This window comes from Ralstonia sp. Ralssp135, assembly GCF_047304345.1.
Lineage (GTDB): Bacteria > Pseudomonadota > Gammaproteobacteria > Burkholderiales > Burkholderiaceae > Ralstonia > Ralstonia chuxiongensis.
Map to the genome: position 1 here is coordinate 62988 of NZ_JBGLYZ010000020.1, position 18204 is coordinate 81191.

Below are 18204 nucleotides of genomic sequence, written 5' to 3' on the forward strand. Positions count from 1 at the left end.
ACGGGCAGACGGCGCCGGGACGGCGCGAGCAGGCCATTCTACCGTTTCGCCGCGCCTCGGGCGTCAGCCCTTGGAGAGCGCCTTGAGCGCCAGCTTGATGCCTTCGGAGACGCCCGTGCCGGCCGGCACTTGCTTGATGGCGAGCGCCGCTTCCTTGTCGGAGTACCCCAGCGCCAGCAGGGCGTTGAGCACGTCGACCGCGTCGTCCGAGACGGCCGGGCCGCCGGGCACCGCACCCAGGTCGGCGCCGAGCTTGCCCTTGAGTTCGAGCAGCAGACGCTCGGCCGTCTTCTTGCCGATCCCCGGGATGCGCGTCAGCCGCCCGGCTTCCTGCAGCGTGACGGCTTGCGCGAGTTCGGCCACCGACATGCCCGACAACACCGCCAGCGCGATGCGGGCGCCGATGCCTGAAATCTTGATGAGCTGGCGGAAGGTTTCGCGCTCGGCGGCGGTGCCGAAACCGTAGAGCAGGTGCGCATCCTCGCGCACGATCTGCTGGGTGAGCAGGACGACCTTCTCGCCGGTGGCGGGGAGGTTGTAGAACGTGCTCATCGGCACGTCGATCTCATAGCCGACGCCGTGGCAATCGACCAGCAGGTGCGGCGGGTTCTTTTCGATCAGCGTCCCGGCGATGCGTCCGATCATGGGTGGGGTTCCTCCTCCAAAACGGGACGCAGTGTAGCCGAAACCTACTGCGCAGCCCGATCCAGGCTCGGCCGCTCGCTACGGTTCCGATGCGCGAAGACTAGCGTTTGAAGGTCGACACGGCTTGCCGCCCGACGGCAGGATCGTCGGTGAAGAAGCCGTCAACGCCCGCGCGCAGGAATGTCTGGATCTCCGTAATCGAGCCGTTGACGTTGCGCGTGTTGTCCGCACCGCTGCGCAGCGACGGCGGCAAAAAGGTGTTCTCTGGTCGGAATGTGTACGGATGGACGAGCAGCCCGGCGTTGTGCGCGTTGCGGATCAGGTCGGTCGGATCGGTGAGTCGGCCGTTCGCGTCGAGGCCCATGATGCTGCTTTTGTCCGGGCCGACACCGTTAGCGTATGCGGCAATGTCGCGCATCCCCTGGCTGGTCATCATGTCGCCGAAGGTGCGGCTGTCTTTGGCGACCACAAAGTCGTAGGGTTGCCGGCTGGATGTGCCCATCAGCTGCACGAGCTTCCAGTTCGGCTGGCTGCTGCCGATCTTGTTCCGAATGGCCTTGAGATTGGCCACTTCGAACGACTGGATGTAGACCGTCGTGCGGCTGGCCGTGAAGGCGTCACGGCGCAGGCCGTCGATCAACCTGTCTTCCAGCGGCAGGCCGATCGACTGGAAGTACGTCGGGTGTTTCGTCTCCGGATAGATGCCGATGTTGCGGCCGAGCTTGGCGGATTGGTCACGCGCCAGCGCGATGATCTCGTCGAGCGTGGGGATGTCGAACTGATCGTTGTAGACGGTGTTGTCCGGGCGGATGCTGGGAATGCGTTCCCGCGCACGCAACGTCTTGAGTTCGCCCAGCGTGAAGTCTTCCGTGAACCAGCCGGTGATGCTTGTGCCGTCGATGGTCTTGGTGGTCCGGCGGCCGGCAAATGCGGCCACGTCGGCCACGTTGGTCGTGCCGGAGATCTCGTTTTCGTGGCGCGCAACCAGCACGCCGTCTTTGGTCGAAACGATATCTGGCTCGATGATGTCGGCGCCGTCGTCGATGGCCTTCTGGTAAGACGCCAGCGTGTGCTCGGGGCGCAATGCCGGTGCACCGCGATGGCCGATCACCTGAACGGTGGCGATGGGCATGGTGTTGCCGCCTCCGTTGTCGCCGCCGTGGTTGTATTCCAACCGGCAGGCGGAAAGTGCGACGGCGGTGCTCAAGATCAATGAGCTCAACAGGACGAGGCGGTGCGGCATCGGGGGCTCCTGAAAACGGACTCCCGGCATGGTAGGCGCCTATGTCGCCCTGCGCCAGCGCGTACCTTGACGATTGCTGTCGAGTCGCCTCACCGCACCCAAGACGATCCGGCCTGTGCTTGTCCCGGTGCAACGGGTGCAATGGGCGCGGCGACCGCACGACAGATCATCTCCGGTGTGATCGGTAGCTGATGGAATTTGGCGGCCCCAAGGTGGGCGACCGCATCCTGGATGGCGGACGCCAAGGCGGCACCCACCGCAATACCTCCCGCTTCCCCAACGCCTTTGGTGCCCAATGGATTCAGCGGGGAGGGGGTCTCCATGTGCACCAACTCGATCGCCGGCATTTCAGATGCGTATGGCATCAAGAATTCCGCATAGTTTGCGTTCTGCGGCCTGCCCAACGCGTCGTACTCGATGCGCTCATAGAGCGCGCCTCCCAGGCCCTGCGCGATACCGCCCATCACCTGGCCTTCCACGATCGCGGGATTGATCATGGTGCCGCAGTCGTGAACGGTGATGTAACGGAGAATCTCGACATGGCCGAGTTCGATGTCGATCTCAACGACGGCGGCATGTACGCCGTAACCCCACGTCGCCTGCTTCGGGCTGAAGAACTCGCGAACTTCGAGACCCGGCTGTTGGCCCGCAGCCAGGGCAGGGCCGCCCCCCGCGGCATAGGTAGCGGCAAACTGCGTGGCGGCTTTTGCCGCATCGTTGAACGCATAGCGCAGCGGATTAGCCATGGTCGCTACGGTCGCCAGCGACGCGGATTGCTGGCCATCCGCGCTCCACGCGTGGCCGTTGCGTAGCACGACTTGTGCGGGTGGAACGCCGAACATTCTGGCAGCGGCATCGATTGTCCGCGCGCGCAGGCTTTTCGCCGCCGCATAGACTGCGTTTCCTGCGACGACTGCGGCGCGGCTGGCGTAGGTGCCGACCCCCCAGTCAAAGGCCCGCGTGTCGCCCTGGACAAAGAGGATGTCGCCCAGGCCGACTCCCATCTGGTCTGCAACGATCTGGGCAAACGCCGTCTCATGCCCCTGGCCCTGAGAGGTGACCCCGACCACGAGGTGAATCTTGCCGGTAATCGGATGGATTCGCGCCGCCGCACCTTCGTAGGGGCCAAGGCCGGTGCCTTCCACATAAAAGGCAAGTCCAAGCCCGAGACAACGCCCATGCGCCCTTGCCGCTGCCTGCTCGATTTGGAATCGCGGCAGGTCCAGTCTGTCGCGAACCGTCTGCAGTGCGCGATGGTATTGGCCGCTGTCGAGTTCGACCGGGGCACCGTCCTGAAAAATCAGTCCGTCCCGGCGATACGGAAATTCGTTGTCGGAAACCAGATTCCGGCGTCTGATTTCAAAACGATCCAGCCCCAATTCTTCCGCGAGCTGGTCCATGGCACGTTCGATGGCGAAACAGGCGTGGGGTCTCCCGCATCCGCGGTAGGGCGTTACCGGAACCGTCGGCGTGTAGATCGACTTGAACTCGACATGAAGATTGGGGATGCGATACGGCCCTGCGATGGACGTTGCCGAAACGTGCGCAACGATGATGCCGTACGGCATGAACGCCCCGCTGTCATGCAGGAACGTATCGTGCAAACCAACGACCTCTCCATCCCGCATGGCGTACAGCGTCAATTCGTGGAGTTGCCCGCGCTCCTGAGTGGAACCGATGAAATTCTCTCGCCGATCCTCGACAAACTTTACCGGCCGCCCGAGCTGCATTGCCGCGAACGGCACCAGCACTTCGTCCGGATAAAAGAAGAGCAGCTTCTGACCGAAGCCCCCGCCGACGTTCGGCGCGATGACGCGCAACTTGTGTTCGTCGATATTCAAGAAGGAGGCGAGACCGCTGCGCACCGCAATCGGAGCCTGTGTCGTATCCCAAACGGTCAGCTCGCCGGTGCGGTTGTCGAACGCCGCTGCGACCGCGCGGGGCTCCAATGGTGCTGCGGTCGATCGTTCGACGCAGACGCAGATACGGGTGACGTGCTCGGCGCGCGCTATGGCGGCCGGGAGGTCCCCCGCAGTCTGCAGGAAGTGTGCCCCGATGTTGCCGGCCACATCGGCATGGACGAGCGGCGCGCCTGGTGCCGCGGCGGCGCGCAGATCAACCTCGACGGTAAGCGGTTCATAGTCGACATCGACACATGCGGCCGCATCTTCCGCAATGTAACGGCTGGTCGCGACGATCATGGCCACGGTTTGCCCGACGTAGAACACGTCATCACGCGCAAGCGGGCGCTGCGTGCGTCCACCGACGATCATGGGATGCGGGATCAGTATCGGAAATTCCATATCCAGCGCGCCGATGTCCGCAGCCGTGTAGACCGCCCATACGCCTGGGTGCGCCTTGGCGGCGCGTACGTCGATAGACCGAATGCGTGCCCGCGCGTGCGGGCTTCGCACAAACGCGGCGTACAGCGGGGCGGAGAGCGGGATGTCGTCGACAAAGCGTCCTTCTCCGCGCAGCAATGTGTCAGCGTTAGCGCGCTGACTCCGGTTGCCGAGGTGCCGTGTGGGCATCCGTTGCCTCCAACTGATTGACCGCTTCCGTATTGGCGTGCTGTGCCGCTCTGTGGACGGCCTGCATGATCGGCACATATCCGGTGCAACGGCACAGATGGCCTGATATGGCTTCATGCAGGGCTTCGTCGGAGAGCGGCAGGTTGGACGGTGCGATGTCTTTGAGATAGCCGAGCACGCTCATCACAATGCCAGGCGTGCAGAATCCGCACTGCAAAGCGTGGCAATCCAGAAGTGCCTGCTGGAACGGGTGAAGCCCGCCATCAGCATCGGCGACTGACTCGATGGTGCGAACGCTGGCCCCGGCCGCCTGCACAGCGAGCGTCAGGCACGAGCGTGCCGCCCGCCCGTCGATCTGCACGGTGCAACAGCCGCAATGCCCTTGCTCGCAGCCGACATGTGTTCCGGTCAGCCCGAGTTCGTGCCGCAAGAAATCCGACAAAAGCATGCGAACGGGCACGGTGCGCTCCACGATCTGCCCGTTGACGATCAACGACAGGTGAGCCTGCGGCTCATCGGGTTCCGGAGTGAGTTTGCTGCGCGTCATGATTGCATCCGCTCGAGACGTTCCAGCGCCTGTGTCACGGTGCGCTGGACGAGCACCTGAACAAGACGCCGACGATACGAAGAACTCGCCCTGAAATCGTCGCCGACCGTCACGCTGGCTTCGGCCGCCCGGCCGGCTTCGGTGGCCCTGTGCTGATCAAGCAATCCCCCGATCAGAACCGCCTCGGCTTGCGGGAGCCGTATCGGCGTGGACGCAATTCCGGCTGCGGCCAGCCTGACATCCACGGCTCGGCCATCGCGATCGTGTTGGATCAAGGCGCCGACCATGCACAGGGCGCGATCGTTCTTGCGACGTGAAAACGCGTTGAACGCCCAGGCGGCTCGCTGCCCCAGCACAGGAAAACGCGCCTCGGTGACGATCTCGTCCCGCCTGACGGAGGTGATTCCATTAGCGACGAAGAGTTGCCTTGCGCTGAGCTGGCGAGTTTCGCAGACGGACCGCGCGACAACCGCGCCATCGAGCAGCGTCAGCAGGAGCGGCAGTTCCGCTGCGGCGTCGGCCTGACACAGGCTGCCGACAACCGTGCCGCGATTGCGGATGGCGACCGAGCCGACGTGCCGAAGCACGGCAGGCAATAGCGGGTTGAGGCGGGCGATGGCTTCGTCGCGTTCGCAATCGCGCTGACGTACCATCGCGCCGATCACCAGGGTGTTATCGGCAGCCGTGACGGTCTTCAGCGAAGCGATGTGCTGAAGATCGATGAGCATACTTGGCGCGATCGATCGCATGTTCAGCATCGGCAAGAGGCTTTGCCCGCCGGCCAGCACCTTGGCGCCATCGACGCTTGCGAGCAATACGAGCGCCTCATCCAGGGATCGCGGTGCGGCGAACTCAAAACGGGAAGGCTTCATGTGCGCATCGTGATTCGCGGTAGGCGCGGTTCATGGCAGGCAAGGCATGGCCGCGCCTAGTTGATGCGCGCGCCGTCTCGGAACCACAGGCCGAGGCGCTCGCGTTCGGCATCGGTGATCGCGGTCAGGTTTGCGGGCGGCATCGCATGGCTTAAGACGGCTTGCCGGTTGATATCGGCCGCGTGGTTGCGAAGATCCTCGACCGTTTCGAGCACGACACCTTTCGGCGGCGCGGCAAGGTCGGGCCACACGGGTTCTCTGCTGTGGCACAAGACGCACCGGGCGTTGACGACCTGTTGGACATCGGCCATGTGTACCGCGCTTACGGTGGTAACCGCCGCGATCGTCGGTACCGGCTTCTGCCGACCCAACTCGCTGAGAGCGATGACGCAGCCAAAGAGCAATGCGGCCGCACACCAGGGCCAGATCAGCTTGCGTTTGGTCTTGTGCATCGTGTTGAAGAAATGTCGGATCGCCGCACCGATCAGCACGATGAGCGAGACGATCAACCAGGCATAGGGCGTGGCAAAGGCCAGCGGAAAATGATTGCCGATCATGACGAAGATGACAGGCAACGAGAGATAGTTGTTGTGTAGCGAGCGTTGCCGATACTGTTCCAGCACCGCCGCATCCGGGCTCTTGCGTGCCGGGATGTCCGCAACCAGCTTGCGCAGGCTCGGGATGATGAAGAAGAAGACATTGGCCAGCATGATGGTGCCCATGGTGGCCCCGATCTGCATGAATGCGCCGCGTGGGGAGAACAGCCGGCTCGCTGCGTACGCGCAGGCGACGAAGAGCAGGAAGGCCGAGCAGTGGAGCATGGCCCCGTTTCGCGAAAGGACGGAACGGCAGAGCGTGTCGTACGCAATCCAGGCGGCGCACAGACCCAGAACCGATGCTGCGATGGCCGCCCATGCCGGCATGTTGAGGACGGCCGGAGCAATCAGGTAAAGCTCGGGCTTCAGGTAGTAGACCAGCGAGAGCAGTGCGAAGCCGGAGAGCCAGGTTGTGTTGGCCTGCCACCGATACCAGACCAACTCTTCGGCCGGCGGCATGGAGGGGGGCGGGACCAGATAGTGGACGACCTGGAAGAACCCGAAGCCGTGCACCTCCCAGACGTCAGCCTCCGCGCCCGACGGTCTGGTTGCCCGTTGCCTGAGTCTTCTGGCCAGACCCTGGAAATAGAATGAAGCGCCAAGCCACGCGATTCCGGCAATGACATGAAGCCAGCGCACACCGGTGGACAACCATTCGAAAACAGTGGTTTCCAAGATCGCCTCCAATGGTTCTGCCGTCTGAATGGAAGATGCATTCCGCCATCCAGCACTTTGCGGGAGCGCTATTGATGACGACGGTGACTGCAAAGACGGGGGGCTTCTGTTGGGTCTTGCGCCCAAATCAACTCAATCGACGGTGGACGCCCAGCCGGCTGGTTGCGCTGGGTCGTGGCCGATCTTGCTGCACTCTAGTTCAGGCAGGTGCCGGGTACGAGATTTTCTGTATAGAAAATCGGATGTAGCGATTTGATTAATTCAGATTCAAATGAATTTGAATTGTTTTGACGCGCAGAGATCGGTTTGGCGCGTGTCTGCCTTCAGCCGGAGGCATGTAAAGCGTTGGGTTTAACCGATTGGGGGAGGGGTAATGCGGACGCTGTCGCGGTGCGTGGAGTTTCAGCCCACCAGACGCCCGCGACGCACGCGCAATCCTCTTTGCGCAAGCTGCGGGGCCAGTCCGGCCATGGCGGCCAGCGTTTCGCCACCGTGTGCATGGCAGATCGCGACGCCCAGCGCGTCGGACGCATCCGAGCCGGGTTTGCCTTCCAGATTGAGCAGGCGTACGACCATCGCCTGCACCTGGTCCTTGTTGGCGCGGCCGTAGCCGACCACGGCCTGCTTCAGTTGCAGCGCGGTGTATTCGAACACCGGCAGGTTGCCGCTCATCAGGCCGCAGATCACCGCGCCGCGGGCCTGGCCCAGCAGCAGCGTCGATTGCGGGTTGACGTTGACGAACACCTTTTCGATGGAAGCGCAGTCCGGCTGGTATGTGCTCACCAGTTCAGAGACGCCGTCGTACAGCGTCTTCAGGCGACTGGGCAGGTCGGCATTGCCGTTGCTCTTGATCGTGCCCGAGGCCACGTAGACGAGCTTGTGGCCGTGCCGTTCGAGCACGCCGAAACCCGTGGTGCGAAGGCCGGGGTCGATGCCGAGGATGCGCATGAAGGATGTAGGCAGAAATGGAAACGGGGCAAGGCGCCAGTTTACGCCTTGCCCCGTCTATCCGTCGCGCGGACGGTGCTGTTTCGTGAGCGTTTAGTGGCGGAAGTGGCGGGTGCCCGTGAAGATCATTGCCACGTTGCGCTCGTCGGCGGCGGCGATCACTTCATCGTCGCGCACCGAGCCGCCCGGCTGGATCACGCACGAGGCGCCCGCATCGACCACCACGTCCAGGCCGTCGCGGAACGGGAAGAACGCATCCGATGCCACGGCCGAACCGGCCAGCGTCAGGCCCGCGTTCTGCGCCTTGATGCTGGCGATGCGTGCGGAATCCACGCGGCTCATCTGGCCGGCGCCCACGCCCAGCGTCATGCCGCCGCCGCAGAACACGATGGCGTTGGACTTGACGAACTTGGCGACGCGCCAGGCAAACATGAGGTCGTCCATTTCCTTCGGCGTCGGGTGGCGCTTGGTGACCACGCGCAGCTCGCTCGGCTGCACGTTCTTGGCATCCGGGCTCTGCACCAGCAGGCCGCCGCCAACGCGCTTGAAGTCGTACGCGTTCACGCCCTTGCCCAGCGGAATTTCGAGCACGCGGACGTTCTGCTTGCCTGCGAACACGGCACGTGCGCCTTCCGAGAAGCCCGGGGCGATCAGCACTTCCACGAATTGCTTGGCCACCACCTGTGCGGCTGCTTCATCCAGCGGCACATTGAAGGCGATGATGCCGCCGAAGGCCGAGGTCGAGTCTGTCTTGAAGGCCTTCTCATACGCTTCTTGCGCGGTACCCCCGATGGCCACGCCGCACGGGTTGGCGTGCTTGATGATCACGCATGCCGCGCCCTTGGCTGGGTCGAACGACTTCACGCATTCCCACGCGGCATCGGCGTCGGCGATGTTGTTGTACGACAGCTCCTTGCCTTGCAGTTGCTTGTAGGCTGCCAGCGCGCCGTCCGTGGCCTTGAGGTCGCGGTAGAAAGCGGCAGATTGGTGCGGGTTCTCGCCGTAGCGCATTTCCTGCACTTTCTCGAAGGCCAGGTTCAGCGTTTGCGGATAAGCGCTGCGCGTGCTGTGCGACTTGTCGGCGCCCAGGCTCGTCAGGTAGTTGGTGATGGCGCCGTCGTACTGCGCGGTGTGCGCGAACACCTTCTTGGCCAGCATGAAGTTGGTCTCGTAGCCAACCGTGTTGTTATTGGCCTGCATTTCGGCCAGCACGGTGGCGTAGTCGGCCGGGTCAACGATGACCGTCACATCGCGGTGGTTCTTGGCCGCCGAGCGCAGCATGGTCGGGCCGCCAATGTCGATGTTTTCGATGGCGTCGGCCAGCGAGCATTCGTCCTTGGCCACGGTTTGCTGGAACGGGTACAGGTTCACCACCAGCAGGTCGATGGTCGGGATGCTGTGCTCGGCCAGCGCGGCCATGTGTTCGGGCAGGTCGCGGCGGGCCAGGATGCCGCCGTGCACCTTCGGGTGCAGCGTCTTGACGCGGCCGTCGAGCATTTCCGGAAAGCCCGTGTAGTCCGCCACTTCCGTCACGGGCAGGCCGGACTCGGCGAGCAGCTTGGCGGTGCCGCCGGTGGAGAGGAGCTTGACGCCGCGCTCGTGCAGGGCACGGGCAAAGTCGACGATGCCGGTCTTATCGGAAACGGAAAGCAGGGCTTGCTGGATCATGGTGGAAACGCCGGTGGGCGGGTGTGGCGCTGAGTTTGCCGAGTTGGCAGGAGGCGCCGTCAGAAAAGAAATCGGTTCAAAGGCCGGCCTGCGACCTCAGATGAGGCCGTGCTGCTGCAACTTCTTGCGCAGCGTGTTGCGGTTGATGCCGAGGTAGTCGGCCGCCTGCGACTGGTTGTTGGAAGCCCATGCCATCACGGTTTCCAGCAGCGGCCGTTCAATGGCCTGCAGCACCATGTCGTAGACATTGGACGGGTTCTCGCCGTCCAGGTCACGGTAATACGCATCCAGGCTGTCGCGGATGCAACGTTCGATCGGATTGCGGCTCATGCGGCAAGCAGTTCCTTGTTATTGTCGTTGTTGCCCGTCGTGGGGTGGCCGCCACCGCTGGCCTGATCTTCGTAGACCAGGCGGTCGGACAGCGCACGCTGCTCGTCGAAGAACGCGTTGACGGCGGCCAACTGGGCCGCAGTGTCTTCGATGGTGTTCATGCGGTGGCGGAACAGGTTGGCCCCCGCCAACCCGCGCGTGTACCAGGCGATGTGCTTGCGTGCGGTGCGCACGCCGGTGTATTCGCCATAGAACGCGTAGTGCTCTTCCAGATGCGCATTCATGATGCCGCGAATCTCTTCCACTTCCGGCGCGGGCAGCAGCGTGCCGGTTTGCAGGAAGTGGGAAATCTCGCGGAACAGCCACGGACGCCCCTGCGCCGCGCGGCCGATCATGATGGCGTCGGCGCCGGTCACGGCAAGCACGTGCCTGGCCTTGGCCGGCGTGGTGATATCGCCGTTGGCCACCACCGGAATGCGTACCGACGCCTTCACCGCGGCGATGGTCTCGTATTCAGCATCACCGTGATAAAGATCGGCACGCGTGCGGCCGTGCACGGTCAGCATGCTGATGCCGGCGTCCTGCGCAATGCGCGCCACGCTCAATGCGTTGCGGTGTTCGCGGTCCCACCCGGTGCGGATCTTCAGCGTCACAGGCACGCGATCGCCCACTGCGCCCACCACGGCCTCGACAATGCGTTGGACCAGCGGCTCGTTCTGCAGCAGCGCAGAGCCGGCGGCTACGTTGCACACCTTCTTGGCGGGACAGCCCATGTTGATGTCGATGATTTGCGCGCCACGATCGACGTTGTAGCGCGCGGCCTCGGCCATCATCATCGGCTCGGCGCCGGCAATCTGCACGGCGATCGGCTCGACCTCGCCCGTGTGGTTGGCGCGCCGCATCGTCTTCTCGCTTTTCCACAACTGCGCGTTGGACGCGACCATCTCGGACACCGCGTAGCCCGCGCCCAGCCGTTTGCACAGCTGACGGAACGGGCGGTCCGTCACGCCCGCCATGGGAGCGACGAACAGGTTGTTGCGGAGGGTATGCGGTCCGATCTGCAAGGCTGGCGAGGAAGAAGCGGCTGAAAGAAACGAAAAATCACCCCTTCCGCCCAGAGTCGAATGATGACCGGGCGGAGCGACGGGAGTGAAAAATGCGAGGACGGGATTTTACCGCCAAACCGTCGGATTGCCTAAATGTTGTGCACAAACTATGCGGCAGTGCGGTCGGTGGAGCAGTTCTTGCCGCGGCTGGCGTTATCGGAACCGTTGCAGGCCGTAGGCGCGGGCGTCGATGAAGGGCCGGCGCCCGTTGACCAGATCAGCGATGAGTCGGGCGGTGCCCGGCGCGCCCGTCATGCCAAGGTGGCCGTGCCCGAACGCGAAGAACACGTTGCGGTAGCGCTCGGAGCGGTCGATCACCGGTAGGCTGTCGGGCAGCGATGGGCGATAGCCCATCCATTGGCTGTCATCCGCGAATCTGAGACCGGGGAAGAGCTGCTGGCCCTGCTGCATGAGGATACGGGCGCGGCGGTAATCGGGCGGCGCGTCCAGTCCGCCGATTTCCACGGTGCCGGCAATGCGCAAGCCGCCTTCCATGGGTGTGGCGATGAACTTGCGCTCGCAATCCATGATCGGCCGCGAAGGCTGCACGGTGGGGGCGCGCAGCGTGGCGTGATAGCCGCGTTCGGTATCGAGCGGAACGCGGATGCTGGTGAGCTTGGCCCCCAACCGCATCGACCACGCACCGGCGCACAGCACGAGCTTCGACACGGGCAGCGTGCCGCAATCGGTATGCAGCCGCGTCGGGCCGCCGTAGTCGCTTCGGCCGAATTCCACGTCCAGCACCTTGCGGCGCAGGAAGGTGCCACCCGCAGCGGCAAAGTTGGCCGCCAGCGTCTTGACGAGCCGTTCCGGGTTGATCGTGAAGCCGTTGTCGGGCAGCAGCAGACCGGATTGGATGTCGGCGGCCAGCGCAGGCTCCAGCTCGCGCGCTTCACCGGCGCTCAGGGCTTGCGAGCGTACGCCGGTGGCATCGCGAATGGATTGCGCCAGCACATCGCCGGAGGAGCGCGCCAGTGTGCGCCACACATACAAATGGCCGCTCTGGCGGATCAGGCTGTCGTATTGCGCGGCGTCGAGTAGGTCGCGATAACCGGGAAAAGTCGCGCTGAAAAGACTCGCCAGCGGCTGCGCAGTCGCACGGGCCTGCGCCTCATTGCCGGCGAGCACCCATTGCAGCAGCCAGGGCAACGCGCGCGGCAGATAAGGCCAACGCACCGTTAGCGGACCCATCGGATCGGCCAGCCATTTGGGCACCTGCTTGAGCATGCCCGGCAGCGCCATCGGCACGACCGACGCCACGCTCAGGCAGCCGGCGTTGCCGAACGAGCAACCTTCGCCAATGCCGGCCTGATCGAGCAGCGTGACCTGATGGCCTTCACGTTGCAGTTGCAGTGCGCACGCTGTGCCGACAATGCCGGCGCCCACCACGGTGATCTGTTTGCGATCGCCCGCAGTGCTGACTTCGGGAGTCGCCACGCGCTAGCCCCGTTGTCCGAACATCATCTGCCGGGCCAGCCCATGCTTGAGCGGCGGCAGGCATTCCAGCAGCGTGAGCGCCGCGCCGCGCAGGTGGCCAAATGGCCTGCCCGGCAGGGCAAACGCGCGCGGCAGCAAATCGGTCAGGCCGATGGTGACGGCGCGGTCAAACGCGCGTTCGCGGGCGAAACGGGCGAGGGTGGCTGCCGTTGCCCCATCCCGAAGCGCGCGCGCCATCTCGAATGCATCGCGCAGGCCGAGGTTGAAGCCCTGGCCCGCCACGGGGTGGATCGTCTGCGCGGCATTGCCGATTGCCGCGACACGGCGGTCGACCGGAATGCGCTGGGCATGCAGCCCGAGCGCGAAAGTGTGGCGCGGGCTGGCGTGCGTGAAGCGGCCCATGCGCTCGCCAAAGGCCGCGCCAAGTTCAGCGAGGAAGGCGTCGTCGGGCAACGCTGCGCGTCGGCGTGCTTCGTCGGGCGCGCAGCACCAGACGAGCGCGTAGCCGGGACCGTGCGCGTCATCCTGCGGCAGCAAAGCGAGTGGGCCTTCGGGAGTGAAGCGCTCCCACGCCCAGCCTTCAAGCGGCGCGCTGCAGCGCACGTGCGCGACGATGGCGGTCTGGCCGTAATCGCGGCGCCGCGCGTGGCCGATACCGCCTTGCTGCTTGCGTGTGTCGTCGAACAAGCCGCCTTCGGCCTGGATGACGACTTCGGTTTCGATGGCCAGCGGATGACGCCCTTCGCGTAGCGCGCGCACGCGGGCCGGCGCGACGGTGCCGTCGGCGCGCGGCAGTTGCTCGACGCGCTCCACGGGTGTGTGGTCGAAGCGGGTGAGGCGCTTCGGGTGACGCTCCATCTGCGTGGCGAGTGCGGCGTTGAGCGCGGCGCTCAGGTCGCCGTATTGCACGACGTGGCCGAGCGCGGGGACGTCGTAGTCTTCACGGCGGATATGCGCCTGCCCGAAGTGGCCGCGCTGCGAGACATGAATGTGCGTGATGGGCGTGGCGCGCGTGGGCCAGCCGCCAATCTCCTGCAGCAGCACGCGCGAGCCATGCGAGAGCGCCAGCGAGCGCGGGTCTCGCGCGGCGGCTTCAGCATCGCGCGCATCGAACAGGGCGATGCGCCAGTCGGTGTCGCGCAGCAACCAGTTGGCCAGCGCCAGCCCGACAGGCCCCGCGCCGACGATGGCGACGTCGAAGTCTGGCGCCGCGCTGCTTGCTGTGATGCCGTCGGTCATGCCTGGCTCCGCATCACCAATTCAATTTCGTCTGGGGCTACGGGCACGTCGCGCGTGATGATTTCGCAGCTTTGGGGCGTGACGATGGCGTCGTCTTCAATGCGGATGCCGATGTGCCAGTACTGTTCCGGCACGCCGGGCGCGGGGCGCACGTAGATGCCAGGTTCGACGGTCAGCACCATGCCGGCTTCCAGCGGGCGCCACGGGCGTTCGCCTTCCGCGGGAGCGGCGGTGCCGGGCGTGCGGTATTCGCCCACGTCGTGCACGTCCATGCCGAGCCAGTGGCCGGTGCGGTGCATGTAGAACTGGCGGTATTGACCGCCGGCGATCACGTCGTCGAGCGTGCCGACTTGGTTGGCGTCGAGCAGGCCGGTGTCGAGCATGCCTTGCGCCAGCACACGCGTGGCGGCGTCGTGGGGCACGTTATACGGCACGCCCGGCCGCGTTTCGGCAATGGCGGCTTCCTGCGCGGCAACCACAAGCGCATACAGCTCGCGTTGCGGGCCGGTGAAGCGGCCGTTCACGGGGAACGTGCGGGTGATGTCCGACGCGTAGCCGTCCAGCTCGCAACCGGCATCGATCAGGCACAGATCGCCGTCGCGCAGTTCGGCGTTACCGGCGCGGTAGTGCAACACGCACGCGTTGGGGCCGGTGGCAACGATGGAGTTGTAGGCGACGCTTTGCGCACCGTGGCGGCGGAATTCGTACAGCAGTTCGGCTTCGAGATGGTATTCGCGCAGGCCGGCACGCGAGGCCTGCATGGCGCGCACATGCGCCCCTGCAGAGATGCGTCCGGCGCGGCGCATGATGTCGAGCTCGCTCGCGTCTTTGAACAGGCGCAGCTCGTCGAGGATGGCGCGCACGTCCAACGCCTGGTGCGGCGACGACACACCCGCGCGGCCTTGCATGCGCACTGCGTCGAGCCAGCGGCGCATGCGGCGGTCGAACATGCCGCTCTCGGCCAGCGGATACGCAACGGCGGCAGCGTTGGCGAGCAGCTTGGGCAGCGTCGCGTCGATCTCTTCCACCGAGTGCGCCTCATCCAGGCCGAAGGCTTCCTTCGCGGCTTCGGGGCCGAAGCGGAAGCCGTCCCAGATTTCGCGCTCTTCGTGCTTCGGGCGGCAGAACAGCACGCTGCGCGCGGGTGAGCTGCCCGCGGGGACCACGATGGCGAGCACCGCTTCGGGCTCGGTAAAGCCGGTCAGGTAATAGAAGTAGCTGTCATGCCGATAGGGGTAGTCGCTGTCGCGGTTACGCATCGCTTCGGGTGCGGTGGGCACGATGGCGACCCCGCCACCCGCCGCGCGCAGCCACTGCACGACGCGCTCGCGGCGCTGGCGATAGGTCTGGAGGAAAGCGAGTTCGGTGGCGGACATGGCGTGTTTTCCAGCGGCAGAAAGGATGCGTCGATTGTAACGCCGCGCTTGGTGGGCATTCGGGGGAGGGGCATTGCCACACCCGTAAGGAGACTTGTGCGGTGCGGGCGGCCTCTCCTAAAGTCTCGGGCGGCCACCGCCGTTAATACTGACCTGTTTTGCATCCCGGTTGCGACCTCTGCCTGCAGTGGATTGGCCGCATTGGATCGGCCTGCCCAGGAGAACCGATGCTCGCCAGCAGTTACAACCCTCTTCTCGTCCTGCTTTCCCTCTTCGTGGCCATCCTGGCGTCGTATACGGCGCTGGATATGGCAGGACGTGTCGTCACCGCACACGGCCGCGCGGCGTTGTCGTGGCTCATCGGCGGCGCTTCGGCCATGGGGCTGGGCATCTGGTCGATGCACTTTGTCGGCATGCTGGCGCTGAACCTGCCGATCCCGGTTGGATATGACGTCGGAATCACGCTTGCCTCGCTCGCCATCGGTATTGGTGCGTCGATGTTTGCGTTGTGGCTGGTCAGCCGACGTGAATTGCCGTGGCCGCGCTTGGTGAGCGGCGCGCTGCTCATGGGCGCGGGCGTCGCGGGCATGCACTACACCGGCATGGCCGCGCTGCGCATGAACCCAGGCATCCAATACGACCCTGCAAGGTTTGCGCTGTCGATCGTGATTGCGGTGCTGGCCTCTGGCGTGGCGCTGTGGATCGCCTTCCGCCTGAGGCGGCAGTCGCGACGCGTTCGTGCACTGCGTGCCGGTTCGGCGGTGGTGATGGGTGTGGCCATCGTCGGCATGCATTACATGGGCATGTCGGCGGCATCGTTTCCATTTGGCAGTGTGTGCGGCGCTGCGCACACCGGCGCGAGTGCCGAATGGCTGGCGCTGGTCATCATCATCGTGACGCTGGCGGTGCTGGCCATCGCGCTCATCATCTCGGTGCTCGACTTGCGCATGGAAGCGCGCACCGCCTTGCTGGCGAATTCGCTGGCCGCGGCCAACAAGGAACTGGCCTACCTTGCGCTGCACGACAACCTGACCAAGCTTTCCAACCGGGTGCTGCTGGAAGACCGCCTGACCCAGGCGATCCGCACGGCTGAACGCGAGAAGCGCCGCTTCGCGCTCATGTTCATGGACCTGGATGGCTTCAAGGCCGTCAACGATGTCTATGGGCACCATGTAGGCGATCTGCTGCTGATCGACGTCGCGCAGCGCATCAGCGCGCGGGTACGCCAACAGGACACCGCGGCACGTGTCGGCGGCGACGAATTTGTCGTGCTCGCCTATGTGGACGATCCGGAAGACGCCGGCACCCTGGCCGATGCGCTGCTGGAAGTGGTGCGCGAGCCCTTCATGGCTGGCGGTCACGAGCTGCGGGTGTCGACCAGCATCGGCATCGCGATCTACCCCGGCAACGGCGGCAACCAACACGATCTGCTGACCAATGCCGATGCGGCGATGTATCACGCGAAGGGCCTGGGCCGGAACGCCTACAGTTTCTTCGAGCCCTCAATGAACGCCGACGTGCACCACCAGTTGCAGCTCGTGCAAGACCTGCGCCGCGCGGTCGAGCGGCATGAACTCGTGCTGCACTACCAGCCCAAGTTCAACGCGCCCAATGGGCCGATCATGGGCGTGGAGGCGCTGGTGCGCTGGCAGCATCCGCAGCGCGGCTTGGTGCCAGCCGACGAGTTCATCCCGCTGGCCGAAAAGACGGGGCTGATCGTGCCGCTCGGCACGTGGGTGCTGGATGAAGCCTGTCGTCAGATGGCGCAATGGCACCGCGAGGGGCGCACCGGCTGGACCGTCGCAGTGAATCTATCTGCGCTGCAGTTTGGCCATGCCGCACTCATCGACACCGTGCGCGACACGCTCGAGCGCCATGCGCTGGACCCGCGCAGCCTGACGCTTGAGATTACGGAGTCGACCGCCATGCGCGATGTCGATGCGAGCCTGCAGATTCTGCAGCAGCTCGACGCGATGGGTGTGGGGATTTCGATCGACGATTTCGGCACCGGCTATTCGAGCCTGCTGTATCTCAAGCGTTTGCCTGCCAGCGAGCTGAAGATCGATCGTGGCTTTGTGCGCGATCTGGCGCACGACACGGAAGACGCGGCCATCGTCTCGGCCATTGTGGCGCTGGGCCAGACGCTGAACCTGCGCATCGTCGCAGAAGGTGTAGAGACGGCCGAGCAGCAGGCGTTCCTGACGCGGCTCGGTTGTCACTCGCTGCAAGGCTATCTGCTGGGCCGTCCCATGACGGCGGAATCACTGAGCGCCGCGATGGCGTAAGCGCTTAGCGCGACGCAACTTCGGCATCGAGCGCGGCCAGCTGGGCTGGCGTGCCGACGTTTTCCCAGCGGCCGTCGAAGCGCTCGCCGGTGGCCCGGCCTTCTGCGATGGCCTGGTGGTACAGCGGCGTCATCGCCAGTCGCGTGCCGGGCGCGATGCCGGTAAACAGGCGCGTGTCGTACAAGCCGATGTTGCCGAACGTGAGGCGCTCGGGGCCTTCGGCGTGGAGCGTGCCTTCGTCATCCAGAGCGAAATCGCCGCGCAGGTGGTAGGGCGGGTTGGGCACCATCACCAAATGCATGCCGGGTGTCGCTTGCGCCGCCATTGCGGGCGCCCGGTCGCGCAGCACGGCGTAGTCGTAATCACAGAACACATCACCGCTGACGGCAATGAATACGCTGTTCCCATCGCCGGCATGCAGCAGCGGCATCGCCTGGGCGACACCGCCCGCCGTCTCCAGCGCTTGCCCTTCGGGTGAATACGCGAGGCGCACGCCCCACGCGCTGCCATCCCCGAGCGAGGCTTCGATCTGCGCGCCGAGCCAGGCATGGTTAATGACAATGTCGCGCACGCCTGCCGCGGCCAGGCGCTCTATCTGCCAGACGATCAGCGGTTTGCCGCCCACGTTGAGCAGGGGCTTGGGCGTGTGGTCGGTCAGAGGGCGCATGCGGTCGCCGCGGCCCGCCGCAAAAATCATGGCACGCGT

Annotated in this window: 15 protein-coding genes; 1 reads left to right on the top strand and 14 read right to left on the bottom strand. The window is 64.9% G+C overall.

The window, feature by feature from the left end; all coding sequences use genetic code 11:
• Positions 1-63 precede the first annotated feature (63 nt).
• The 13 genes from ruvA to ACCD03_RS15190 form a co-directional block, all read right to left on the bottom strand.
• On the bottom strand, positions 64-645 hold the full coding sequence (gene ruvA / locus ACCD03_RS15130; RefSeq protein ID WP_012761185.1) for a Holliday junction branch migration protein RuvA: 582 nt from the start codon (positions 643-645) through the stop codon (positions 64-66).
• A gap of 100 nt (positions 646-745) precedes the next feature.
• A complete protein-coding gene (locus tag ACCD03_RS15135; protein ID WP_413412170.1) occupies positions 746-1888 on the bottom strand; it encodes a glycerophosphodiester phosphodiesterase in 1143 nt (380 codons plus the stop codon).
• An 89-nt stretch (positions 1889-1977) separates the two neighbouring features.
• Positions 1978-4419: a molybdopterin cofactor-binding domain-containing protein gene (locus ACCD03_RS15140; RefSeq protein WP_413412171.1), complete on the bottom strand. Its 2442-nt coding sequence runs from the start codon at positions 4417-4419 to the stop codon at positions 1978-1980.
• Positions 4379-4966, bottom strand: a complete 588-nt coding sequence (locus tag ACCD03_RS15145; protein WP_413412172.1) for a (2Fe-2S)-binding protein — start codon at positions 4964-4966, stop codon at positions 4379-4381. The genes ACCD03_RS15140 and ACCD03_RS15145 overlap by 41 nt, the downstream gene beginning before the upstream one ends.
• Entirely contained in the window at positions 4963-5838 is an 876-nt protein-coding gene (locus ACCD03_RS15150) for an FAD binding domain-containing protein (protein WP_325654764.1), read from the bottom strand. Before ACCD03_RS15150 ends, ACCD03_RS15145 begins: the two co-directional genes overlap by 4 nt.
• A gap of 56 nt (positions 5839-5894) precedes the next feature.
• Positions 5895-7109 (bottom strand): urate hydroxylase PuuD, encoded by a 1215-nt coding sequence (locus tag ACCD03_RS15155; RefSeq protein WP_325654762.1) that lies wholly within the window; start codon positions 7107-7109, stop codon positions 5895-5897.
• Positions 7110-7511: 402 nt separating this feature from the next.
• Positions 7512-8057 (bottom strand): crossover junction endodeoxyribonuclease RuvC, encoded by a 546-nt coding sequence (gene ruvC, locus ACCD03_RS15160; protein ID WP_325654760.1) that lies wholly within the window; start codon positions 8055-8057, stop codon positions 7512-7514.
• Between the two features lie 93 nt (positions 8058-8150).
• Positions 8151-9725 (bottom strand): bifunctional phosphoribosylaminoimidazolecarboxamide formyltransferase/IMP cyclohydrolase, encoded by a 1575-nt coding sequence (gene purH / locus ACCD03_RS15165; RefSeq protein WP_316676910.1) that lies wholly within the window; start codon positions 9723-9725, stop codon positions 8151-8153.
• 96 nt (positions 9726-9821) lie between these two features.
• Positions 9822-10055 carry a Fis family transcriptional regulator gene (locus ACCD03_RS15170; protein WP_045203747.1) on the bottom strand — a complete coding sequence of 78 codons (234 nt, stop codon included), beginning with the start codon at positions 10053-10055 and terminating at the stop codon, positions 9822-9824.
• Complete coding sequence (gene dusB / locus ACCD03_RS15175) at positions 10052-11119, bottom strand: tRNA dihydrouridine synthase DusB (protein WP_413412173.1); 1068 nt, start codon at positions 11117-11119, stop codon at positions 10052-10054. Before dusB ends, ACCD03_RS15170 begins: the two co-directional genes overlap by 4 nt.
• A 195-nt stretch (positions 11120-11314) precedes the next feature.
• A complete protein-coding gene (locus ACCD03_RS15180) occupies positions 11315-12598 on the bottom strand; it encodes an NAD(P)/FAD-dependent oxidoreductase (RefSeq protein ID WP_413412174.1) in 1284 nt (427 codons plus the stop codon).
• Positions 12599-12601: 3 nt separating this feature from the next.
• Positions 12602-13837 carry a UbiH/UbiF/VisC/COQ6 family ubiquinone biosynthesis hydroxylase gene (locus ACCD03_RS15185; RefSeq protein ID WP_413412175.1) on the bottom strand — a complete coding sequence of 412 codons (1236 nt, stop codon included), beginning with the start codon at positions 13835-13837 and terminating at the stop codon, positions 12602-12604.
• Positions 13834-15213: an aminopeptidase P N-terminal domain-containing protein gene (locus ACCD03_RS15190; protein ID WP_413412176.1), complete on the bottom strand. Its 1380-nt coding sequence runs from the start codon at positions 15211-15213 to the stop codon at positions 13834-13836. Before ACCD03_RS15190 ends, ACCD03_RS15185 begins: the two co-directional genes overlap by 4 nt.
• A gap of 227 nt (positions 15214-15440) precedes the next feature.
• Between ACCD03_RS15190 and ACCD03_RS15195 the strand changes: the two genes are divergently transcribed.
• Positions 15441-17498 carry a putative bifunctional diguanylate cyclase/phosphodiesterase gene (locus ACCD03_RS15195; RefSeq protein ID WP_413412177.1) on the top strand — a complete coding sequence of 686 codons (2058 nt, stop codon included), beginning with the start codon at positions 15441-15443 and terminating at the stop codon, positions 17496-17498.
• A 4-nt stretch (positions 17499-17502) separates the two neighbouring features.
• On the opposite strand, the gene murU is transcribed toward ACCD03_RS15195, so the two are convergent.
• Positions 17503-18195, bottom strand: coding sequence for an N-acetylmuramate alpha-1-phosphate uridylyltransferase MurU (murU, locus tag ACCD03_RS15200; RefSeq protein ID WP_325654791.1), 693 nt, complete (start codon positions 18193-18195; stop codon positions 17503-17505).
• Between the last annotated feature and the right edge of the window lie 9 nt (positions 18196-18204).